This window comes from Paenibacillus ginsengarvi (genome assembly GCF_003626695.1).
Classification (GTDB): domain Bacteria; phylum Bacillota; class Bacilli; order Paenibacillales; family NBRC-103111; genus Paenibacillus_AB; species Paenibacillus_AB ginsengarvi.
The window spans coordinates 117,768-140,868 of sequence record NZ_RBAH01000008.1 but is presented as its reverse complement, the minus strand read 5'-3'; the positions used below and the strand labels follow the sequence as shown (position 1 = coordinate 140,868).

At 55.8% G+C, this 23,101-nt stretch carries 17 protein-coding genes and 1 other annotated feature; of the genes, 4 read left to right on the top strand and 13 right to left on the bottom strand.

Annotation, left to right across the window (positions count from 1 at the left end; translation table 11 throughout):
* Positions 1 to 14 precede the first annotated feature (14 nt).
* The 4 genes from D7M11_RS13235 to D7M11_RS13220 all read right to left on the bottom strand — a co-directional run bounded on the left by D7M11_RS13235 (position 15) and on the right by D7M11_RS13220 (position 3,635).
* Positions 15 to 755, bottom strand: a complete 741-nt coding sequence (locus tag D7M11_RS13235; protein ID WP_120747699.1) for an NAD-dependent protein deacylase — start codon at positions 753 to 755, stop codon at positions 15 to 17.
* A 20-nt stretch (positions 756 to 775) separates the two neighbouring features.
* Entirely contained in the window at positions 776 to 1,723 is a 948-nt protein-coding gene (locus tag D7M11_RS13230; protein WP_120747698.1) for an LLM class flavin-dependent oxidoreductase, read from the bottom strand.
* Positions 1,724 to 1,836: 113 nt separating this feature from the next.
* Positions 1,837 to 2,445 carry an NAD(P)H:quinone oxidoreductase gene (gene wrbA / locus D7M11_RS13225; protein WP_120747697.1) on the bottom strand — a complete coding sequence of 203 codons (609 nt, stop codon included), beginning with the start codon at positions 2,443 to 2,445 and terminating at the stop codon, positions 1,837 to 1,839.
* Between the two features lie 149 nt (positions 2,446 to 2,594).
* Positions 2,595 to 3,635, bottom strand: coding sequence for an LLM class flavin-dependent oxidoreductase (locus D7M11_RS13220; RefSeq protein WP_120747696.1), 1,041 nt, complete (start codon positions 3,633 to 3,635; stop codon positions 2,595 to 2,597).
* Positions 3,636 to 3,852: 217 nt separating this feature from the next.
* Between D7M11_RS13220 and D7M11_RS13215 the strand changes: the two genes are divergently transcribed.
* A complete protein-coding gene (locus D7M11_RS13215; protein WP_240041093.1) occupies positions 3,853 to 4,845 on the top strand; it encodes an ABC transporter substrate-binding protein in 993 nt (330 codons plus the stop codon).
* Between the two features lie 79 nt (positions 4,846 to 4,924).
* On the opposite strand, the gene D7M11_RS13210 is transcribed toward D7M11_RS13215, so the two are convergent.
* The 5 genes from D7M11_RS13210 to zwf all read right to left on the bottom strand — a co-directional run bounded on the left by D7M11_RS13210 (position 4,925) and on the right by zwf (position 16,246).
* On the bottom strand, positions 4,925 to 9,376 hold the full coding sequence (locus D7M11_RS13210) for a copper amine oxidase N-terminal domain-containing protein (RefSeq protein WP_120747695.1): 4,452 nt from the start codon (positions 9,374 to 9,376) through the stop codon (positions 4,925 to 4,927).
* A 386-nt stretch (positions 9,377 to 9,762) separates the two neighbouring features.
* On the bottom strand, positions 9,763 to 11,421 hold the full coding sequence (gene leuA, locus D7M11_RS13205) for a 2-isopropylmalate synthase (protein ID WP_120747694.1): 1,659 nt from the start codon (positions 11,419 to 11,421) through the stop codon (positions 9,763 to 9,765).
* 82 nt (positions 11,422 to 11,503) lie between these two features.
* Positions 11,504 to 11,757: a binding site (T-box leader), on the bottom strand.
* Between the two features lie 190 nt (positions 11,758 to 11,947).
* The gene (gene fsa / locus D7M11_RS13200; RefSeq protein ID WP_120747693.1) at positions 11,948 to 12,613 is read right to left on the bottom strand and encodes a fructose-6-phosphate aldolase; all 666 of its coding nucleotides are present in this window, start codon (positions 12,611 to 12,613) and stop codon (positions 11,948 to 11,950) included.
* 149 nt (positions 12,614 to 12,762) lie between these two features.
* The gene (gene tkt / locus D7M11_RS13195) at positions 12,763 to 14,757 is read right to left on the bottom strand and encodes a transketolase (RefSeq protein ID WP_420818185.1); all 1,995 of its coding nucleotides are present in this window, start codon (positions 14,755 to 14,757) and stop codon (positions 12,763 to 12,765) included.
* Positions 14,735 to 16,246 carry a glucose-6-phosphate dehydrogenase gene (gene zwf, locus D7M11_RS13190; protein WP_120747691.1) on the bottom strand — a complete coding sequence of 504 codons (1,512 nt, stop codon included), beginning with the start codon at positions 16,244 to 16,246 and terminating at the stop codon, positions 14,735 to 14,737. Before zwf ends, tkt begins: the two co-directional genes overlap by 23 nt.
* Positions 16,247 to 16,411: 165 nt before the next feature.
* On the opposite strand from zwf, the gene D7M11_RS13185 reads away from it, so the two are divergent.
* Complete coding sequence (locus D7M11_RS13185) at positions 16,412 to 17,290, top strand: LysR family transcriptional regulator (protein WP_120747811.1); 879 nt, start codon at positions 16,412 to 16,414, stop codon at positions 17,288 to 17,290.
* Between the two features lie 16 nt (positions 17,291 to 17,306).
* Here the strand turns inward: D7M11_RS13185 and D7M11_RS13180 are convergent, their stop codons facing one another.
* A complete protein-coding gene (locus D7M11_RS13180) occupies positions 17,307 to 17,660 on the bottom strand; it encodes a hypothetical protein (RefSeq protein WP_120747690.1) in 354 nt (117 codons plus the stop codon).
* 195 nt (positions 17,661 to 17,855) lie between these two features.
* Here D7M11_RS13180 and D7M11_RS13175 point away from each other — a divergent pair, with 195 nt between their 5' ends.
* Both D7M11_RS13175 and D7M11_RS13170 read left to right on the top strand, forming a co-directional pair.
* The gene (locus D7M11_RS13175) at positions 17,856 to 18,566 is read left to right on the top strand and encodes a response regulator transcription factor (RefSeq protein WP_120747689.1); all 711 of its coding nucleotides are present in this window, start codon (positions 17,856 to 17,858) and stop codon (positions 18,564 to 18,566) included.
* Position 18,567: 1 nt separating this feature from the next.
* The gene (locus tag D7M11_RS13170) at positions 18,568 to 19,932 is read left to right on the top strand and encodes a HAMP domain-containing sensor histidine kinase (RefSeq protein ID WP_120747688.1); all 1,365 of its coding nucleotides are present in this window, start codon (positions 18,568 to 18,570) and stop codon (positions 19,930 to 19,932) included.
* Between the two features lie 51 nt (positions 19,933 to 19,983).
* On the opposite strand, the gene D7M11_RS13165 is transcribed toward D7M11_RS13170, so the two are convergent.
* From D7M11_RS13165 to D7M11_RS13155, 3 genes are read right to left on the bottom strand one after another with little or no spacing between them, the layout of a single operon-like run.
* On the bottom strand, positions 19,984 to 20,511 hold the full coding sequence (locus D7M11_RS13165) for an RNA polymerase sigma factor (RefSeq protein ID WP_158606580.1): 528 nt from the start codon (positions 20,509 to 20,511) through the stop codon (positions 19,984 to 19,986).
* Between the two features lie 59 nt (positions 20,512 to 20,570).
* Positions 20,571 to 21,923, bottom strand: coding sequence for an ABC transporter substrate-binding protein (locus D7M11_RS13160; RefSeq protein ID WP_120747686.1), 1,353 nt, complete (start codon positions 21,921 to 21,923; stop codon positions 20,571 to 20,573).
* Positions 21,924 to 21,947: 24 nt separating this feature from the next.
* Positions 21,948 to 23,075 carry an efflux RND transporter periplasmic adaptor subunit gene (locus tag D7M11_RS13155; protein WP_120747685.1) on the bottom strand — a complete coding sequence of 376 codons (1,128 nt, stop codon included), beginning with the start codon at positions 23,073 to 23,075 and terminating at the stop codon, positions 21,948 to 21,950.
* Positions 23,076 to 23,101: the final 26 nt, after the last annotated feature.

Below are 23,101 nucleotides of genomic sequence, written 5' to 3'. Positions count from 1 at the left end.
AGGATACGGCAGCTTTAGTCAAGCTCGTCTGCGAACAATTGAACCAAAACGGACGAGAAGGAATCCGGAATCAAATAATGGGCGGAGCCGTCGAACGGGGTCGGCGACTTGTTGATCAGCATCAGCTTGTCGCCCCGATAATAGCGAAGAAGGCCGTTAGCGGGATAAACGCTTAACGACGTCCCGGCGACGATGAACAGATCGGCCTCGGCAATCGCTTCTTGCGCTTCCCGAAATACACGGTCGTTCAGCTTCTCTTCGTAAAGCACGACGTCCGGCTTGATCATGCCGGAGCACGTCTTGCAGACGGGCACGAGCGGCTCGGTATGAAACCAGTCCTCCAAGGCGTAGAAGGCGCGGCATTTCATGCAATAGTTGCGATGGATCGAGCCATGCAGTTCGAGCACATGCCGGGAACCGGCCGCTTGATGCAGCCCGTCGATATTTTGCGTAATGACCGCCTTCAGGCGCCCTTCCGCTTCCAGCCGCGCGAGCACGCGATGTCCGGCGTTCGGCAACGCCTCGGGGTAAATCATCTTTTCGCGGTAAAACCGGTAAAACTCCTCCGTATGCTTCATAAAAAACGTGTGGCTCAGCATTTCCTCCGGGGCATGCTCCGTCCCGCGGAGCGTTTGGAACAGGCCGCTTTGCGAGCGAAAGTCGGGAATGCCGCTTTCGGTCGAAGTGCCTGCGCCGCCAAAAAATACGATACGGTCGCTATCCGCCGCCAAACGTTTCAATGCTTCAACATCCATTCCGGCACTCTCCGTTCGATCTAAAAGTCGATGCAAGCTGCGGCAAGAAGCTCGTAGGAACGCATCCTGCTTTCGTAATCGGGCGTTCTTGTTACAATGAGCAGCTCGTCCGCGTTATACTGTTCGCTCAGCTCAAGCAGCTTCTCACGTATGCGCTCCGGCGATCCGATCACGCTTTTGGCCATTCTCGCCGCAATCTGCTCGCCAGCTTCCGCCGCCACCGCCCCTAAGTAAGCTTTGGCTCCTTGGGCCGCATATTCGGCGGCCTTTTCGTCCGTTTCGGCACAGATTACGCTTACAGCCACGATGATGCGCGGCGACGAGCACAACCGGGATGGCTGGAACGAATCCGCATACGTCTGTGCGACGCGTACTCCGTCTTCCTCACTCATAAAATGCCCGAACACGTAACCGGTTCCATAGGCAGCAGCGTAGTTAGCGCTTTTGACGCCTGTACCGAGCAGCCACAGCTCCGGCGGTCTCTCCGGCACCGGACGCGCCGAAACGCGCTCCTGCTCCACCCGGAAATCGTCCGCCAGGAGTTCCGACAGCGCCTGTATCGATTGCGGCAACCGGTGCACCTGCTGCAAATAGTTGTCGGACAGCGCCATAGAAGCATGCGCCGATGCGCCGGGCGCTCTGCCGATGCCTAGATCGATTCGTCCCGGATACAGCGTAGCGAGCATGTGGAACGTCTCCGCCACTTTATACGGCTTGTAGTAGGGCAGCAGCACCGCGCCCGAGCCGATACGAATCGACTCCGTTTTCGCGCCGATATGCGCCAGCAGCACCTCCGGACTGGAGGAGGCGATCGCGGGCATGTCGTGATGCTCGGCGACCCAATACCTCGTAAAACCCAGCCGCTCAGCCGTCTGCGCCAGCCGAACCGTATGGCCGATCGCCTCTGCGGCCCCGGCTCCCCCGATGATCGGTACCAAATCCAATATGCCTAATCGTAGTCGCTTCATCCTTCGTCCCCTTTGCATGCCCTCATTATAGCTTACATGAAGGCGAAACGAAACAAGCCCCGTATCCATGTAGGATCGGGGCTCTTGCCGATATGTCCGCGCGAAGCGAGCGGTTAAGCTTGACCTTTCGTTACCCAGCCTGCTACCGTTACGGTTCGTTTCGCCTGGTGGATGACCGCGTTTTTGACATCCTCGATCATTTTGCCGTTCTGATCGACGGAGACGCTCGTCCCGTACGGATTGCCGCCCGCCGAAAATATAGAGTGGTCGGTGTACCCCGGGCCGGCGATAATCGCCCCCCAGTGGTACATGGACGTATACAGCGCCAAAATCGTCGCTTCCTGCCCGCCATGCGGATTTTGCGCGGAAGACATCGCGCTGACGACCTTGTTGATCGTTTTGCCGTTAAACCAGATGCCGCCGGTGGTATCGAGAAACTGCTTCATCTGCGACGCCATATTGCCGAACCGGGTCGGCGTGCTGAAAATGATCGCGTCGGCCCAGACAATATCGTCCGGCGTTGCTGTCTGGATATGCTGCGTCGCATCCACATGCGCCTTCCATGCCGGATTGGAGGCGATCGCCGATTCCGGCGCGAGCTCGGGCACCTTTACGATTTTGACCTCCGCGCCCGCCTGCCGTCCGCCTTCGGCCGCCCATTCGGCCAATTGGTAGTTCGTCCCTGTCGAGCTGTAATAAACAATAGCCAGTTTAACCGTCATTTCGTTAATCTCCTTTTTCTGTTCGATTCACCATTGATTATGCGTTCGTTTCCTCCCTCCTATTCATTACCTAACGCAATAAACGTTTGAAACAACAAAAAAGCTCTCCGTAAAGAGAGCCGATTCGATGGAAAATTTCGCTGAGTACGCTAGTTCGTCCTTAGCGCCTTTCTTACGGCCGGAGCCACCTCCAAGGCCAGGCGTTCGATCGTACTCGCCACCTTGCCGAACGGAATGCCGCCGATATCCACCTGGGCGATAAAGCGCTGATGCCCGAACATCTCGTGCTGGCGCAATATTTTCTCCACGATCTGCTGGGTGCTGCCGACGAAAAGCACGGTGTCCGGAGCGGACATCCATTCGTATTCCGTCCGCGTCAGACGCGATATCATCCCGTGCTGCCTGTTGTTTTCCTTCCAATAGTTCATATAGTAAGGATAAAATTCGTCCCTCGCCTGCTTCGACGTTTTGGCGATATACGCGTGACTGGTAACGCCGATCTTTAATTTCCCGGCATCGTGACCGCTCTCGGCAGCCGCTTCGCGATAGGCCTCCACAAATGGCTGAAACCGATACGGACTGCCGCCTAACGCCATAATGGCAAGATGAGTGCCTAGCTTCCCTGCACGGGCTGCACTGTCGACACTGCTTCCGACCGCGACCCAGATCGGGATTTCGCTCTGCGCCGGCCGAGGCGCAATATCCGCTTGCTCGAGAGCCGGGCGATGGCGGCCGCTCCACGTTATTTTCTCGGAAGCGCGGAGCTGCAGCAGCAGTTCCAGATGCTCCTGAAAAAGCTCGTCGTACAAAGCTACATCGTATCCGAATAACGGAAACGACTCACGAAACGCTCCCCGCCCTGCAATAATCTCGGCCCTTCCGTCAGACAACAGGTCGAGTGTGGCGAAGTCCTGGAACAGCCGTACCGGATCAATTGTCCCAAGCACGGTCGTGGCCGACGTCAGCTTGATCCGCTTCGTTACTTGCGCGACCGAGGAAAGCACGATGGCAGGAGCGGATGCCGCGTACTCCAGCCGGTGATGCTCCCCCACACCGAATACATCCAGTCCCGCTTCATCGGCCAGCTTCGCCGCATCTACAATTTCGCGCAAACGCTGTTTGGCGCCGATCCCTTCTCCCGTATGCGGATTCCGGCACAAATCGGCAAACGTATAGATCCCTATTTCCATCTCGCTCTCTCCCCGAATGTCCCTTCGCTCGATCTACCTGCTATCTTCCGGTAGACCTCCCGATTCCTCCTTTATCATAATCCGCTGTATGCCCGAATGCGCCACATTTTGCCAGGCCGTTCTTTTATTTTTATTGACGATGATAATGATAATTGTTATCATTTACATGCGCATTTGTTCGGGAGACCGATCAGAAACTATCTTGGAGGGAAATCACGTGTTTAAAAAATTAACAAGCAAGAAGAAATCTATTGCGGCTCTGCTTAGCCTGACGTTACTGGCAACCGGACTCGCTGCATGCGGCAGCGGCAGCAGCAATACGGATGCAGGAGGAAGCGGCAACACATCGGTACAACCCGGTGCAACGACCGCGGAGCGAAAAATGACGGACGGCCTCGGACACGTTGTTACGGTTCCGGCCAAGCCGCAAAAGATCATCGCTTCCTATCTCGAAGATTATCTCGTCGCCCTCGGCGTAAAGCCGGCAGCCCAATGGTCCGTTGCAAACGGCATTCAAGTGTATTTGCAGCAGACTCTGGAAGGCGTACCGACCATTCCTTACGACCTGCCTTTCGAAGCGGTGCTTAGCTTTCAACCGGATCTGCTGCTCATCGGCTCTAACGGTACGGTCGAAGGCGATAAATACGAACGATACGCCAAAATCGCTCCTACCTTCGTCCTCGGCGACGACATTCTGAAAGATTGGCGCAAAACGCTGCTGAAAATCGGCGATGTGCTGAACAAAAGCGACGAAGCGAAGAAGGCGCTGGACCAATACGAGCGGAAGGCGGCGGAGGCGAAAGCGCAAATCCAGAGCAAGCTTCCGGACAAGTCTGTCGCGGCAATCTGGCTCGTGAAGAATAGCTTCTTCGTCGTAAGCGACAAGTTGTCCAGCGGGGCCGTTCTGTATAACGACCTGGGCTTCAAAGTCCCGTCCGTCGTCAAGGAGGCATCCGCTTCGGGAACGGCGAACTGGAACCCGATCTCGCTGGAGAAATTGGCCGGTCTCGACGCCGACCATCTAATTCTGATCAACAGCGACAAAGACACCGGCTCCGCCGCGCTAAACGATCCGATATGGAAAACGATCAAAGCGGTTAAAACCGGCAACGTCTACGAATATCCGCGAACGGCAAGCTGGCTGTATTACGGGCCGATCGCAAGCTCGCAAATGATCGATCACGTGCTTAAAGATATTGTAAATAAATAGTAATGAAGAAACAGGCTGTCCGCTTGATAAGCTGGACAGCCTGGCCTATTGGATTACAGGATATTTTCGAATGCGCGCTTTACGGACTTGCTCCGCCTCCGCCCGATTGACGCGGCGCTATTGTTCCTCCGGCGATATTACGAATGACCCCGGTGCTGCTCGTCGCCTCGAGACGGTACGAAAAGCTCTTCGTAGCGTCCGGCACCTCGATTATGAACTCATACGGATACACGTTTGTCGTCTCCGTCTGCTCGGCTCCTTCCCCGATGCGGTATATGAGCGAGGCACTCTGCGTATGATCCGGCTTATCCGTAACATACACGTAAGCATAATACGACTCGGGGCTCATCTGCAGCACCATCGCCTTGCCGTAAGTATGCTCCGATACCGTCTGCCCGAGCTGCGGCTGACCGTCCAGCGCATAAGTCATCTGCGCGAAGGCCGGCTTCCGAACCCCAGGGATGCGCAGAACAGCCCCCTTCATGCTTTTCGCCGGAATCGTCGCCTCGAACTCTCCTCCGGTTACGCTCACGCCGGTCATACTGCCGTCCGGGGCATACAGTTCGGCCGTACCGTTAAACTCGCTGCCGCCCGGCACTTTGCTGCCGAGATAGACGGATGTCGTCACGCTCGCATCGCCCTCGTTCATCAGGGCGATGCCGAGCACGCCGTCCTTGCGCGCGGCCAGCCAGTCGATCTGCACATTGTCGGTTTCGACAATATGCTCATCCAGCCACAGCCACATCTCCTGTTCGCCGAAGAAGCGCCCCGGTGCGTGTCCGTACTGGTTCGAGTTAAAGTAAGCGTAGCCTTGCTGGCGCAAGGAAGGGAACTGGATATAATCATTCGACCAAAGCTGCGTCAAGTTCACCAGGAAGTCTTCGAGCATTGACAGAAAAGGCGGCAAATGGTGCCAGTAAATGCCCGTGTAATCCGGTCCTTGCAGCGGATATTCCGGCTTTTGCTGGAACGTCATGAACGCGTTCTGGTAATAGCCGGGGTAGTTCGTAAACCGCCCGACGATCGCATTGCGCGCAACGTCCGCAAAATACGGATCGCCGGTGTAATCGGCCAGCTTCAGCATATCCCCGGCCCAGCTAGACATAATGATGTTCGAGCTGCGTCCGAACGTCGAAGCCTGTTCCAGGCCAAGACCGACACGGGACGGAATCCAGCCGGGTACCTGTCCCATCTGCTGCTCGAGCAAGTAGTTGCTCGACAAATCCCCCGGATCGCCCGGCGGCCGTCCGAGACGCTCCTGCTCGTCGCCGTGCCACCAAAACTTATCGCTAGCTTCGTTCCCATAATGAAAATTGGCGCGGATTTGCGTCATGTCATTGACAGTGACCGGCCCATTTAGCTTAGGTCCGTCGATCCCCGGCACCCACAGCATCGTCGCCAGCCAGCGGGCCGCTTCCTCGGCCGCGGCCAGATCCGCCGGATCATGCGTCACCTCGTACAGATCGATCAGAGAAGCAACGTTCGGATAATAGGAGATATAGATGAACGTCGACCAGCCGACCGGCTCCGTCTGCGGCTTGTGAACGGCATCGGTTACATATTGCCGTGCCTGCTGCCGGGCTTTGTCCAAATACTGGCTGTCGCCCGTATACTTATATAAAGACAAGTTGTTCGAGAACGTAGGGATCGAGCCGTACGAGTTGGTCACAGTCGCCTTTCCCTTATCCAGTCCGTACTGGTACAAATACGGAACCGCCCCGCGCGTCATCTCGTACAGACCGCCGACTACGTTCAGATTGTAGCCGCTGATCGGGGAGCCGATCGATTTCGGCAAATCGTTCGATTGCCAATAATCGACGCCGCCCCACTCCGGCGTCCGGTTGAAATGCAGCTCTTTGCGCGTCAAGAAATTGGCCAGCGTCGGAATCGCCCTGCGGGTCAAGATGTCTTTGTCCTCGGTGAGCAAATATTCCTGCAGCGCCTGCATCGGGTTGGCGGACGACGTCGCATTTTTCCCTTCCATGTTATAGTGGGCTTTGTCGTGAACGTCCCACCCGCCTAGCTCATCGTCCATCATCAGCTTGCGGGCGTTGAATACGGCGTCGTTCAGCGTGCCGTATACGTTTTGACGGTAGTCATGAACGCCGAACAGATTTTGCGTCACGAATTTGTAGGAGTCGTACCAATCCCCCACGCGGCTTATGACCCTGTATTGCATCGTATAGCTCTGGCCTGCTGCAAACTTCGCATCGGCCGCTCCGAGCACGGGTGCGAATATCGAGCCCTTCGGGTTATAGCCGGTCCCCCGCATCGAGATGCCGAACTTCCCGTTGTTGCCGTATACCCATCTCTGCGGAATCCAGGACGGCTCCGCAACGACGCCTTTCGTCACCGGTTGGCCGGGAAGGTACGCATTGCTTGCGTTCAGCGTGAGCGTTCCCATCGGCGTAAACAAATGCTGTTCGGTCATCAGCCCCGCCTCGGGAGCGATCCGTTTGCCCAGCACCCGGTACGGCGCAAGCGCAAATTCGTACTGCTCGTCGGCAAAGCCGCGTCCCTCCCATGCCCCGATCGAGTAAGTGCCGGCTTGATGGAACGTCGCTTGAACGGTTACTTTCGGCGCCGGGTTATCGCCGTCCATTTCCCATAAGGAGCTGAAGTCGGCTAACGGCTCGTTGAAAAGCAGCCGAATCCCGCCGCTCGGCGTCATCTCATAGTCGGTCGGAATAAACCAATGGAACAAGCCGGCCTTGTACAGATCGGTGCCCGCATAGTTTTTGACGTTGCCGTTTGCCATCGTAAACTTGCTCTTGTACGCATACATGTCCTGGGAAGTCGAAACCGTCGAGCTCGAATCGGCGGACAGCACGAGGTAGCCGAGCTCCTCCGAACGGTTTTTTGTTTTCACCCAGTCTCCCTCATAACGGGCATACACTTCGCTTTGGACGACTTGCCCGCTCGCGGTAGGCACTTTGTAGAAGACGACCCGCGTCGCCGCATTCTCCAGGGTGACACTGTGTATCGGCTCGTTCTGCGTAGTCGCCCATGCCGGGAAGCTTTCCGGCTCCGGCCCGAGCGGGGCGGCTAAACGCAGCAGCTGCGTGTAATCCTCAGGCGGTGTCGCCTGCAAATCGGCCGTTAGCAGCACGGCGTCGCAGCGGGCGTAGAAGCCCGACGTATCGTACAGCTCAAGCGTGTGCGTTCCCGGTTGAAGCTGAACGACCCCGGCTTCCGCCCATTTGAAGCCGTCCTGACCGTGAACCCCGAACCGCTGCGGCAGCATTTGACCGTTCAGGCCGACGTTGAAAAACCGCGTGCCCGGCTGGTTCGTTGCGAAATCGCGGGAACGGACCCAAACTTTGTACGTTCCGGCCTGCACAGCCTCAAACGAGGCGACGGCCGGACGCGTGGAGGACGGATCGGCCATATCCGGCGTAGCGCCCGGTGCGGCCGGAACGATCCCGCGCAGCACCGAACGCTCGAACGCCCCTTCGACGCCGGATTCCGCCGTCCAGGTGCCCAGGTCGTCAAAGCTGTCCGGGCGGAACAAATAAGCGTCTGACGGAATAAGCGCAACGATCACAGCCGTTCGACCTCCTTCATCCCAAAACGTGTGGGCGCCGAAATACTGCTTGACGAAGCTTAGCGGTACAAACGCCTCTCCTCCGCTGCTTACCGCCGGTGTCTCCAGCAGCACGCTTCGGCCGTTCACCAAAGCCGAATCTTGACCCGGCCTTACTTGAAAGCGCATACCGTTTTTCATTGCCGTTACCTGATAAGTCGCCGCATCGACGGTAATCGCCGCTCCCATTGAGGCGAACAGTTCTCCGAACGGCACCATGACGGTCGATTGCGCAAGCACGGGCTGCGCGTTCAAAGTGACGTACTGCCCGTTCAGCCTTACCGCAATATCGACCGGCGGCCGGTTCGGATCGGGCTGCCCGTTCACGACCGTTCCGGGTACGTAACTATACTGCGAAGCCAGCCATTGAAGCGTAGTCGGGCTATCTACGATCGAGAAGCTCAGATCGTCCGTAATGACGATCATATCGAAGCGGGCATAATTGCCGCGGAAATCGATCGCTTCGAGATCGAATTCTCCCCGGATCATCGGTTGCGGTCCGCTCGTTTCCCAGCGCCAGCCGTCGAAGCCGTGAGCGCCGTATGCCGCCGGATCGCTCCCGTCCAGCTTCAGCTTGAACGGCCGGGTACCGGGGCTTGCCGCGAAATCGCGGGTGTGCACCATCATTTTGTACACGCCGTCGGCCGGTATCCCGTATTTCGCCTTCGCGGGCGTCGAGCCGTGATCTTTCCCGTCAGTTCCGCCCAGCATAATATCCGCAAGCGGACTGCCTCTCTTGTCGGCCGGTTTCGTCCAGTTGCCCATATTAGAGGCAAAGCTGGCAGCCGTTAGCACCATATAATGTTTGTCCGGCTTCGTATCCGGCAGCGAGGCGATGCCCGCCCCGCCCGAATCGTTCGGCTGCGCCAGCGCGGGGATAATGCCGAAGCCAGGGCCGGCCAGCAGCAAACCTAGCGAGAGCAGCAAAACGACCACACGTTTTATCATTACATTCCCTCCTTGGCCTGACCCGTCCGCTAGGCGGTTTCGGGCCTAACGTTTTCGCGTGCCGTCAGTCGATTCATGCTGCGGTTAAACGCTTACATAGCATCGTTCAGCCGTACCGCCCGCTTCACATCGCCTGAATATCACCCGTTGCCGCTAGGGCGGCCGATCCGAAGCATCCCCTCCTTTATTCGCGTCGTTATCCGCAAGCCGCCGCCTTCGGACGTTTTCGGACACGTCCTCATTGTAATGGAACCTTTTTACAATGAACATTCACTTTTTTGGAGCTGAAATATATCCGTTTTTTCCGGCTTCGGTATTGCGACAACACAAAAAATCCGCCCATAAAGAGCGGATTTTCGGAGATGCTGGTTCTCTAGCACTTTGGCCTAACGGCTCATTTGGTTCACGGCGCTGAACAAAGCTTTTACGGAAGAGGTCATAATATCGACGTCAATGCCGCAGCCCCAATATACGACGCCATTCGAAGCTTTAATGCCGATGTAGGAGACGGCTTGCGATTTGGAACCCGTTTCCAGCGCGTGCTCGTTGTACACGAGATCGGAATATTCGATTCCGAGATGGGATTGCAGCGCATTGCTGATCGCATCCAGCCTTCCGTCACCGGTTCCGGAGATTTCCTTGCTTGCCTGATCTTCCTTGATCGTAACGACCGTTTGGAAGTCATCGGCGTCTGTAAAGCTGTATTTGATGAATTCGACAGGCGTTTTGATGTTTACGTATTCCTTGATAAAAATATTGTAAATTTCGTCCGGCATCAGCTCTTTTTGCTGATGATCGGAGACGTTTTTCACGCAATAGCCGAAGTGCTCGCGCATTTTCGGCGGAAGATCGAGCCCGTATTTTTGCTGCAGCACGTAACCAATGCCGCCTTTGCCGGATTGGCTGTTGATGCGGATAATATCGCCCTCGTACTGTCGACCGATGTCCTTCGGATCGATCAGCAGGTAAGGTACCGACCAATACTGGGGCTGCTTCGTATCGCGCCATTGCATGCCTTTGGCGATCGCATCCTGGTGCGAACCTGAGAACGCCGTAAACACGAGCTCGCCGCCGTACGGATGCCTTTCGCTGACGCGCATTTTGGTCAGCCGTTCGTATACGGAGATGATGTCCGGAATGTTCTCCATATTCAGCTTCGGGTCTACGCCGTGGGAGAACATGTTCAGCGCCAGCGTAACGATGTCCACATTACCTGTACGTTCGCCGTTGCCGAACAAGGTGCCCTCCACACGCTGAGCTCCGGCCAACATGCCGAGCTCCGCATCGGCTACGCCCGTACCCCGGTCGTTGTGCGGATGAACGGACAAGATGACATGCTCGCGGAAATTCATATGCTCGCTCATATATTCGATCTGACTGGCGTACACATGCGGCATCGACATCGATACCGTAGCCGGCAGGTTGATAATAACCGGGTTCGCCGCCGTCGGCTGCCACACGTCGAGCACGCGATTGCATATGTCCAGCGCAAATTCGATTTCCGTGCCCGTAAAGCTTTCCGGCGAATACTGGAACTGGAAGTTGCCTTCGGTCTCTTCCGCGCATTCCTTGAGCAGCTTCGCGCCGCTGAGCGCGATCTCGATAATTTCCTCCTTCGATTTGCGGAAAACCTGCTCCCGCTGAGCCACGGAGGTCGAGTTGTACAAGTGCACGACCGCTTTTTTCGCGCCTTTCAGCGATTCGAACGTTTTGCGGATAATATGCTCTCTCGATTGGGTCAGCACTTGGATCGTGACGTCGTCCGGGATCAGGTTCTGTTCGATCAAGGTGCGCAGGAAGGCGAATTCCGTTTCCGATGCGGCTGGAAATCCGACTTCGATCTCCTTGAAGCCGATATCGACAAGCATTTGAAAGTATTCCAGCTTCTCCTCCAAATTCATCGGCACGATAAGCGCCTGATTGCCGTCGCGAAGGTCGACGCTGCACCAGATCGGCGCTTCCGTAATATATTCCTTCCGGGTCCAGTTCAGGCTCGTCTCCGGCGGCATAAAATATCCTCTGGCATACTTTTCAACATGTTTCATAGATGTCCACCCTCTCCTCGGTTTCCTATCGCTGTCTGTCCGAATAGCCGGACGAAACGCAAAAAAGCCTTTCGTCTCTGCTAACAGAGACGAAAGACTGTGACGTCTTACGCGGTACCACTCCGAATTCATGCCTTCACGGCATGCACTCCACGGATGCGGAAAAACAATTCCCGTATCCTCCTGATGATAACGATCAGGCTCCGGCTACGCTTACTTGGCTGGTTCAGCGAGCAACTCCAAGGCGAGTTCCGATATTCTCCGCGGCTGTTTTGCACCGTCCAACAGCTCTCTGATCGCTTTGATAATCGTACTATTCCTTTTCAACGTCTTTAAATATTAGTGATAATCTTATACCACCTGCACCGCGTTGTCAAGTGTATCCACCCCTCTGGGCAATCACAATTTAGCGGTGCAGTCTGCATGTACGGCCGCTGCGGGAACATTCGACATCCCCTCGTACACCTTAAATTGAAAGCAAAAAGCCGCGAATCATCGCGACTTTTGATGTCACAAGTGACTGATCTTACTGAACCGCTTTTCTCCAGTCGGCGGCGAATTTCTCGATGCCTTGATCGGTAAGCGGATGCTTCGAAATTTGTTCGATAACGGAAAACGGAATCGTGGCGATATGAGCGCCTGCCATCGCAACGCGAGTCACATGGTCCGGATGACGGACGGATGCCGCGATAATTTGCGCGCTCAGGTTATGGATGCGGAACATTTCCGCCACTTTTACGATCAATTGCACGCCGTCTTCGGAAATATCGTCCAGACGTCCGAGAAACGGAGATACATACGTGGCGCCTGCGCGCGCGGCCAGAAGCGCTTGGTTTACTGTGAAAATAAGCGTGACATTCGTCTTGACGCCTTTTTGCGTCAAGTAGCGGCAAGCCTCCAGCCCTTCGAGTGTCATCGGGAGCTTAATCGTGATGTTTTTATCGTAGTTGTTGATTTTGATCAGCTCGTTCGCTTGGGCAATCATCTCTTCCGCCGTTACCGCGTCAGGCGTTACTTCGGCCGAGACGGATTCTACGTCAGGCACCTCGCGCAAAATTTCGGCGATGCGATCTTCGAATTTGACTCCTTCTTTGGCAACGAGCGACGGATTGGTCGTCACGCCGGACAATACGCCGACTTTGTGTGCCCGTTTGATTTGCTCCAAATTCGCTGTGTCGATAAAAAACTTCATGCTCCACTACCTTCGCTAAATGGGAATATTTGTTATCGTTAGAGAAGCCACTATAATCGATAAAAGGAACAGTGGCTTTCTGTACGAAGAACAAGCTGCCGCTAAAACACAGGACGGGTACACCTTATCTTATCGCAAGGTTTCGTTCCTTATTGTACCAGTTGTTTCGCCAAATGGACTACATGTTTTACGGAAAATCCGAAATATTCCATCACATCGCCGCCCGAGCCGGACGCGCCGAACGTTTCGATCGACAGCACTTTGCCGCCTGTGCCGGCGTAACGGTCCCAGCCGAGCGAGATGCCGGCTTCGATCGCAATTCGTTTCGTAGCGGCTGCCGGCAAAACGGACTCCTTGTACACTTCGGACTGGCGCTCGAACAGCTCGCGGCACGGCATGGCGACGACGCGCACCGAGACGTTGTCCCGCTCCAGCTCGGCCTTGGCGCCGGCGGCAAGCGAAACCTCGGAGCCGGTAGCGATCAGGATCAGATCCGGGCGATCGTTCGTTTCCGTCAGCACATATGCGCCCTTCGCAACATGCTCGATATTGCCGCGGGTCGCTTCGTATACCGGCAAGTTTTGTCTGCTTAGTATGAGAGCTACCGGGCCTTCTTGCTGCTTGAGTGCATATGCCCAGGCGCTCGCCGTTTCGTTGGCGTCGGACGGACGAATAACGGTGAGTCCCGGAATCGTGCGCAGTGCAGCCAAATGCTCAACAGGTTCATGGGTCGGCCCATCCTCCCCGACCGCAATCGAGTCGTGGGTGAATACGTAGATGACCGGCAGCTTTTGCAGGGCGGCAAGCCGAATCGACGGGCGCAAATAGTCGCTGAAGACGAAAAACGTGCTTACAAACGGCCGCACTCCGCCATGCAGCGCCATGCCGTTGCCGGCTGCTCCCATAGCATGCTCCCGCACGCCGAAGTAAATGTTGCGTCCCGCATACGATTCGACGGCGAAGGTCGTCTCTCCGCTGATGTCCGTCATCGTCGAATGCGACAAGTCCGCACTGCCGCCGAAGATCGACGGAACGGTCTTCACATAGTGATTGATCGCTTCGCCGCTTGCGACGCGAGTGGACATCGGCTTGGATTCGCTGAATACCGGGATGTTCGCCGCATCGATCGGCACGGAGCCGCTGATCGCCTGCTCCAGCTCCTGCGCCAGGCTCGGATACTCCGCTTTATAACCCGCGAACAGCCGATTCCACGACTCTTCCTTGTCCGCACCTTGCTGCTTCAACTGCGCGAAGTGGGTTTTCACTTCCTCCGGAACGGTGAACTCTTCCTCGTAAGGCCAGCCATATACGCGCTTCGTCGCAATCGCTTCTTCCTTGCCGAGCGGGACCCCGTGCACTTTGTTCGTTCCCGCCGCTTTGCTGCCGTAACCGATAACCGTACGTACCTCGATAAGCGTAGGCTGCGCCTCATTTTGCTTGGCTGCGGCGATCGCGGCCTCTATAGCCCCTATATCGTTGCCGTCCTCGACGCGAATATACTGCCAGAGAGCCGACTCCGCCCGTTTCTGCATCTGCTCGCCGAAGCTCAGGTTCAGGTCGCCGTCGAGCGAAATGTCGTTGGAATCGTACAGCACAATGAGTTTGCCGAGCTTCATATGCCCCGCCATCGACATCGCCTCGTAGGAGATGCCTTCCATCAGACAGCCGTCGCCAACGAGCGCATACGTATGGTGGTCGACGACCGGGAAGCCGGCTTGATTGAATTTGGCCGCGAGATGCGCCTCGGCCATCGCCATGCCTACCGCCATTGCGAGGCCTTGTCCCAAAGGCCCGGTCGTCGCATCGACGCCGTCGGTATGGCCGTATTCGGGATGGCCCGGCGTTTTGCTGTTCAGCTTGCGGAAACTCTTCAGATCGTCCAGCGACACCGCGTATCCGCTCAAATGCAGCAGGCTGTACAGCAGCGCCGAGCCGTGGCCGGCCGACAGCACGAAGCGGTCGCGGTTAAACCATTTGGCGTTCGCCGGATTGAGCTGAAGCTCTTTGGCCCACAAGGCGTAAGCCATCGGCGCGGCTCCCATCGGCAGGCCGGGATGGCCGGAATTGGCGCTGTTGATGGCGTCGATCGACAACGTGCGGATCGTATCGATCGACAATTGATCAATGGTTAACGTGACAGGCATAAGATTCCCCTTCTTTGCTTCCATTTTGTAGTTCTGGCTCGTTATCCCACCAGTGATGACCTTCCTCCGCCAGCAGCGCGTCCGACGCGTCAGGCCCGTTCGAGCCGGCGGCATACGGTCGGAGCGGGATGAGCTGCTGCTCGAACGCTTCCAGAACCGGCTGAACCCACTGCCAGGACAGTTCGACTTCGTCCCAGCGGACGAAAAACGTCGGATCTCCGAGCAAAGCGTCGTAAATGAGGCTTTCATACGCTTCGGGAAGAGAGCCTCTATCCGGAATGTAAACCGGGATCGTCTCTGGCTTGCCGGTTTGCGGCGAGCCTGTCGGTACATGCTGCATCGTAATGGCGTCGTTCGGGCCGATTTCGAATACCAACAGATTCGGCGCTTTCCCTGCCGCAGCGGACAAGCCGGAGAGGTCCGTCTCTCCGAACTCGACTACGATACGCGTAGACTTCCTCTTCATTCGTTTGCCGGTGCGGATGTAGAACGGCACACCGCTCCAAAAGTCGTCCTCGATGCGCAGCTTGGCGGCAATGAACGTATCGTTCGCCGACTGCGGCGCGATGCCGGGTTCGGACGTATAACCGGCTACAGGCTTGCCGCTTATCGTTCCTTCTCCATACTGCCCGCGAATGACGAAAGCGCCCGCTTCTTGCTTGTGCAGCGGTCTCAGCGATTCCATCGCCTGCTTCTTGGAACGCTCCGAGGAAACGCCGACCGCGCCAGGCAGATGTGTCGCCACCATCATCAGCAGCTGAAGCATATGGTTCTGGAACATGTCCCGGACGGCGCCGGCTTGATCGTAATACCCCGCGCGTTCCTCGACGCCGACTGTTTCGCTTGCGGTAATCTGCACATTCGCGATCGGACGGTTCCACAGCTCCCGAACGGAGGAATCGATTTCGCGCAGCTCCTCCAGCCGCTGAACGATCGGCTTGCCGAGATAATGGTCGATGCGGAAAATTTCACTCTCCTCGAAAGCCTCGCTCAGCTTCCGGTTCAGCTCCCGGGCCGACGGCAGATCGTGGCCGAAAGGCTTCTCGATCACGAGGCGCTTCCAGCCGTTCGCGGAACCGAGTCCGCTTTCCCGGATCTGAAAGGCGATCGTTTCGAAAAATTCGGGCCCGACCGATAAATAAAACAGACGGTTCGGCGGCGCGCCGAGCGCTTCCTCCCGGCTTTCGACCATCCGCAGCAGCTTGACGTAATCGTCCTTGCGGCCTGCGTCCAAGATGCAGAAGCGAAAAGCTTCCAGAAATTCGTTCAACTGCTCGTCCTGTATCGCCTCATGCCGCGAAAATTCGCGAATCGATCGCTCGACATTGGCCCGGAACGTTTCATCCGACCATTCTCTTCTTCCGAGACCGAACACGGAAAACGAATCCGGAAGCTTGTTATCGAGAAATAAAGTATACAAAGCGGGGTAAATTTTCCGTTTGGCCAAATCCCCCGTCGCTCCAAACAAAATAAACGTGCTCGCCTCCATGTCCTTTCCCCTCCGGCCCTGTTATTACGATCACCGCATTGCCGCAAGCGACAGCGACAGCGAATTCGATTCCAAACTATGGATTGTTTCTTGTAGTTCCACTATAATACGAATACCGACTATGCAAGTAATTAATATATTTGACAGGAGCTATAGACCATGTCTATGGGAAACAACTACGAGCTGTACAAAGTGTTTTATTGGGCAGCCAAAACAGGCAGCTTGACCCAAGCCGCCAAAGCGCTGTTTCTCACGCAGCCGAGCGTCAGCCATGCGATCAAGCAGCTGGAGGACCGGCTGGGCCTCGTTTTGTTTTACCGCAATCCGAAAGGGGTCGCCCTTACGCCGGAAGGCACGATCCTTTACTCTTATATTGAGCAATCGCAAATCCTGATTACTCTCGCGGAAGAAAAAATGGCCGCCCTCAAAAATTTGGACAGCGGCGAGCTGCGCATCGGGGGAAGCGATTCGCTGTTCAAGCATTATTTGCTGCCTTATCTGGAGGCGTTCATTCAGAAGCACCCGGGAATCCGGCTTCATCTGAATCACGGGACGACGCCGGAGGTTATCGCTTTTTTGAAAGAGGGCCGGATCGATCTGGGCGTAGTCCGTATGCCGATCGTCGATCCCCAGCTTGAGGTGCGGGAAAGCATTCAATTGCAGGATTGCTTCGTGGCGGGAGCGAGGTATGCCGGGCTGAAGGATAAGGTGCTGACGCTGGAGGCGCTGCTGGAACATCCGATCATTTTATTTTCCCGCAACAGCCGGGCGCGGATGGCCATTACGGAGCTGTTTGAAAATTACGGTCATGCGCTTAAACCCGAAATCGAGGTCGGCAGCGTCGATTTGTTGATTGAATTTGCACGCAAAGGGCTCGGGATCTCGTACGTTACCCGCGAATTTATCGCGAAAGAGCTGGAAGAAGGCTCTCTGTTCGAAATTCAGCTGGACGCCCTGCTGCCGCCGACCCATGTAGGCATTATGACGATGCGGAACATGCCGCTTTCGATTGCCGCCAGCCGATTTATCGGGATGGTTCGCTAAAGACGGCCTACCTACCCTACCATCTCGGCATAAAACCTATCACTGCTTTTATTCGGGGATCGACATAAACCGTGATCGGACCGATAAAACCGTCATTTTCGGTTTTGAATGTAACGGCAAGGAATTTCTCCCTCCCGGTTAGGAAATAAGATTTAATCTCATAAGCGCTTCTTTCGTCCTCCTTGCCAAACAGCTTGATAGCCGCTTGCTCCATCGGGTGCTCTATCGTAGTCCGCGACTTTTCATCGATGCTGTCCCAAGCTATTTTCCGGATTTCCATCTCGTCGTACTTGATAACGGATTCGGCGCTTTGAGCACCGGCGGTTAGCACCAAGGCTGTCAGCAAAATGGCGAAGAACACCTTTTTCACAAACAATCGCCTCCTCTTTATATATCAATGATAGCACATGATTTTCCACTTTTTCCCTTTAACTGTGCAGCTCCTTCGTAAAAGTGTGGAAAAAGTATGGAATCGGCCTTCGGAGCATTGATCTTTGTTACAATGAACTATGGCGTGTTTGCAAACGCGCCGTAGACAGGCACAAATGCTTTGGAGGATACCGCTATGAAAAGCTACCAAATCGCCGTTGTCGACGACGACGCACAAATACGCGAAATCGTAGAAGCTTATTTGCAGAAGGAAGGGTACCGCACGATACCGCTGTCGACGGCGGAGGAGGCTTGGGAATTGTGGAAAAGCGAACCCCCGGATATGTGGGTACTCGATATTATGCTGCCCGGCATGAATGGCTTCGAGCTGTGCCGATCGATCCGCAAGGAAGCGGAAGTTCCGATCGTGATGATATCCGCCCGCGACGAAGACGTCGATAAAATACTCGGACTGGAGCTCGGGAGCGACGATTATTTGACCAAGCCATTCAGTCCGCGCGAGCTGGTCGCGAGAGTGAACCGCCTTTTTCACCGGCTCGGCTCGATCATGCAAGCGCAGGAGCTGGCCGCTAACGTGTGCGCCAAACCGCACATACGCATCGGCGAGCTGAGGCTTGCACTCGAAGAGCGGCGCGTCTTTTGGCGCGAGGACGAGGTTGAGATGACGCTGAAGGAATACAAGCTGCTGCAAACGCTGGCCGAGCAGCCGAATCGCGCCTTTTCCCGCGACGAGCTGCTTACGCTCGTTTGGGGCGACGATTACTTTGGCAGCGACCGGGCCATCGACGACCTGGTGAAGCGGCTGCGGCGCAAAATCCGGGAACTGCCGATCGAAACGGTATGGGGTCACGGTTACCGATTCCGAATGGAAGGTGGCGGTGAGTAACATGAAGCTGATTTACAGATTGAATATATCGTTCGGGCTGCTGCTTCTAGGCATTCTGACCCTTACGGCGGCTCTAATTTATCCTTTATTGCTCAATACGCTCGTCGACGGTCAGCGGAAGGAAATGCGCGAGCAAGGCAGCGCCATGCTCAGTCTGACCCCGGCTATGCAAGTCCAAGAAGGCAAGCCGGCCGAGCAAACGACGACAGCAAACCGCGCGCCTTTTACCCGAATCCAGACCATTGTCACTACGCCTGCTGAGAACGTCATTTACAGCACGCTTCCCCCGGAGCAAGCTACGGAATGGGTCGCCATTTCCAAAACATACGACTTGAGCAACGGGATCTGGCAAGGAAAAGACGGGGACTACATCGTAGAAACGTTATCGTCCGGCGGAGCATCGGTAACAAACGCCGTTACAGCCATCATGGCTACGCCGCTCAGTCAAGTAAAGGCGATGCAGATGGAGTTGTTCAAGCGCATGATCGTCATCTTGTCGATAGGCGGGCTGCTGACCTTTCTGCTGTGCATGTTTATAACGAGGAAGCTGGTTAAGCCGCTTGAGAAGCTGAAGCAGGAGCTGAAAAAGGTGGAAGCCCGCCGATTCTCCGAGGTCGGACTCGTGAAAAGCGGCGGCGAAATCGGCGAAGTTGCCGAAAGCGTCTACCAGCTTGCTGGCGAATTGGAGAACTACCAGCGCATTCAAAAGCAATTTTTCCAAAACGCTTCCCACGAGCTGAAAACGCCGCTAATGTCGATTCAGGGTTACGCCGAGGGCATCAAGGACGGCATCTTCACAGGAGACAAGGCGGCGAAAGGACTCGACATCATCGCAAGCGAATGCGAGCGGCTAAAAAAAATCGTGGGCGAGATGATTCTTCTCGCCAAGCTGGAAAGCGAAGACGGAATTTTCCATATGGATCAGGTCGCCGTACAAGAGCTGATGACGGAAACCGTGGAGCGGATTAGTCCGCTGCTGCTCAAAAAAGGGTTAAACGTCGAACTGGACTGGTCAAGCGGCGAAGGCGGCCGCACGATCTATGCCGACCGCGAGAAGCTGTTGCAAGCGCTGCTTAACATTACCGGCAACGCCGCGAGGTATGCGAAGGAAACGATCCAGATTAGCGCGACGGCCCGCGACTCAAGCATAGATATCGAAATCGCGGACGATGGCGAGGGGATTCCCGAGCAACTGCTGCCTCATCTGTTCGGACGGTTCAGCAAAGGCAAAAACGGCGAAACCGGACTCGGACTCGCCATCTCCCGCGCCATCGTCGAACGGTGCCGGGGGCAAATTACGGCCAGCAATCGGCCGAGCGGAGGCGCGGCAGTCGTAATGCGTTTTCCGCAATATGCGGTCAAGTGAAAAAAGGCGCAGGTTTTGCCATCCGCGGCATCCTGCGCCTTTCCGTATCCGTTACCCGGAATGCTCCAAACTGCGGAGCATGGACTTCAGTTTCGTTTTGGCCCGGTGAATTCTCGACTTGACCGCGCCGATCGATAGCTGCTGCACCTGCGCCAATTGTTCATAAGTAAGTCCGTATTCGTACACCAGCAGCAGCGCTTGCCTATGGGGAGCGTCCAAAGCGAGAAACAGCTCCCTCAGACATTTCAGCTCTATATAACGTTCCGGCATGGCTTCCGCCGAAGCGGTACTCCGCTCGACGCTCAAACCCAAAGTCTCGCCGCGCCGTAGCGCCCTCCGATAGTAATCGATCGCCGTATTTCTGGATATGGCCTTCAGCCAGGCGCCAAACTTCCGCCCCTTTAGCGATCCGAGGTGACAATATGCCTTCATGAACGTTTCTTGCACCACGTCCTGGGCCAAATAATGGTCTTTCGTAATCGAGTAAGCCGATCTGTACACTAGTCCGTAATACGTTTCGAAAAGCTTGCGAAAGCCGTCGTTCCGTCCTTCCGGCCGTCCGTTTCCGTTTGGCAACAAAGCGCTTCCCCTCCCTGTCCGCTTGTTCTCCTGTTGTCCGCCGCTTGCCGTGCTGCCGCTTATTCGTTCAAATACGTCGTTACCCGATTTTGGATCAAGGCGCTCACTTCTTCCGCCGACTTTTGGCCGCTCATATACGATTCGAATTCGGTCATGGCGATTGAAAATACTTTGTTGTCGCTTATCGCATTAACGGCCGCCGCGTCCAACATCGCTCGGAGCTGCTCGATCGTCCGGTCGATCGCCGCGCTGTCCGGCTTCAAACCGCCGGTATCGGCCGCACCTTGTTCGATGGCGCTTTTGGCCAGCTGAAGCTTGCTTTCGACAGCGGCTTTGGCGATCGGATAACCGCTGAGCTCCGGGGACGCCTGCATCTCCTCCGACAGCAAAAACTTAATAAACTCCCATGCTTCCGGCTGAACCTGCGACTTGCTGTTGAGGCCGAGCGTAAACGTCGAGCGAAACATGACGCCGCGGGGTTTTCCGTCCACGGTCGGCTTCGTGAAAAATAACGTATCCGGCCGAAGCAGATCGGTCAGCGAATTTTGCACATTATATAAACCAAAAGCGGAAAATAGCGTTTTGCTGTAATCGTAGGAAAATTCGGCCTTCAGAATTCCTTCGTCGTACAAAGTTTTGATCTGGCGCATCATGCCGCGGAACAGCTCGGAGTCGAAATTGGCTTTGCCTCCACTTACAAGCTGCGGGTAGTTCGCTTCGATATATTCGGACAGCAGCTGGTTCGGAAACAAGTTGACGAATGCCGTATAATCGCTTCCAACAGCGGCCCGCATCTTTTTGGCTGTTTCCCTGAACTCGTCCCATGTCCAATTCCGGTCGTCGATCGTAATGTTCGCTTGCTTCAGCAGGGAAGACTTTCCGCTCATCATGCCGTCGATATAAAAGCTGAGCGGCATCGCGTACAGGCCGCCACCGTTTTGCGAGCCTTTGAGGATGTTCTCGTAATATCGGCTTTTATCGAAAGCGGAATCCTGTGCCATCCTCTCGTTTAAGTTCGCGAGCAGCTTTTTGTCGACGAATTTGTTTAAGGGCAAGCCGTTCATCGCAATCAGATCCGCCGCTTTCCCTGAGATGACCTGCGTCGTCACCGTCTGCACGTACTTTTCGATATCCACCTGCGAAATGGCGGCTACCATTCCGTTACCGGCGGATTCCGGCGTCGCCATATACGGTTTAATCTCCATATGGATATCGGGATGAAGCGCTTCGAACTGCGCGGCGGCTGTTTCGAGAAACCGGTCCGATCTCATGACCGCAATCGTCACGGTCTTTTTGCCGCCGGATGACGAGCTTCCATCGCCTGACGCCTCCTTCCCTCCGTCCTGATTCGAGCATGCGGCTAGCAGTATGCCGATAAGTAAACTTGCAGACATCCATTTTCGATTATTCATGGCGATCCTTCCTTCTTGGTCGATTTATAAAACTCTGACGCGATTCCCTTCCTTAACCGGAGCGCTAGTTTCGGCAATGATCTCGTCGTTTGCGGCAAGCCCGCTCAAGACGATTACACCTTCTTCGGTCTCCTCTCCGATCGTCAGCTTCGCTTTTTGCACGTAGTAGGCGTTGCCGAGAGAGCTTTTCCGTTCGCGCACGACGAACACATAACGATCCGTCCCGTCCGTTCGGAGCAGCTCCTTGCGAATGACGAGGCCTTGCTGCTTAACCGGCTTGCTTATTTTCACGCTCGCCTGCTCGCCGCCCTTCAGCCCGTCGCCGGACACGCGGACGACAATCGTTTTTTGCGCCCGGGCCGGCTTGTCGTCCTGCTTCGTGGCCCCAGAAACCGGGCTATCGCCGCCGCGGGAGGGCCCGTCCTTGATTTCTTCGACTAAGCCCTCCGCCGATTTCGGACCGTCGCCCGTCAAGGCGACCAGCACCGGTTCATTCACGCTCAGCAGCGCGGCCGCTTCGGCATCCGCCACAAACGAAAACAGATAGCCTTCGTCGCTGCTAATAAGCGTCAATACGGCCTGCCCGGACGGCACGTTCGCGCCTTCGCTCCCTTTCAGCTCTGCCACCGCTGCGTCAAACGGGGCGACGAGCGTCCGTTTTTCGTTCAGCTCGCTTCGCAGGCCGTCCAGCTTGCGCTGCGCGATTTCCGTATCCAGCCGGTCGCTTTTCAAATCGCGCTTCGCTTTGCGGATCGCTTCCGGGTTGTCCGCTTTTTGGGCGGCGATATACGCCTCCTGCAGCGCCTCCCGGCTCAAAGCCATCTTGGCGAAACGGGCTTCCTCGTCGCGCAGTTGTCTCTCGGCCTCGGACGTGTCGAACGTAACGAGCGGATCACCTTTATGAACCCGGTCGTTTTTGCCGACGTGTTGTGTTTTGATTTTCCAGCTGCTTTCGCTGAGCAGATCGGTTTGTTTCCGTGGGGCGAGCGTACCGCTGCCGCTAACGATCCGGGAAAGTGACTTTTTGGCCGGCTTTTCCGTCGTTACTTTCGCCAGCATAGCGGACTCTATCGTATTGCTGAATAACGTTAGCACGGCCAGCGCGATAAAAAACAGTACAAAGATGGTGCCAAACAGCCGTTTATGTCGCATTGCAGATTCCTAGCTCCTTTGCGGGA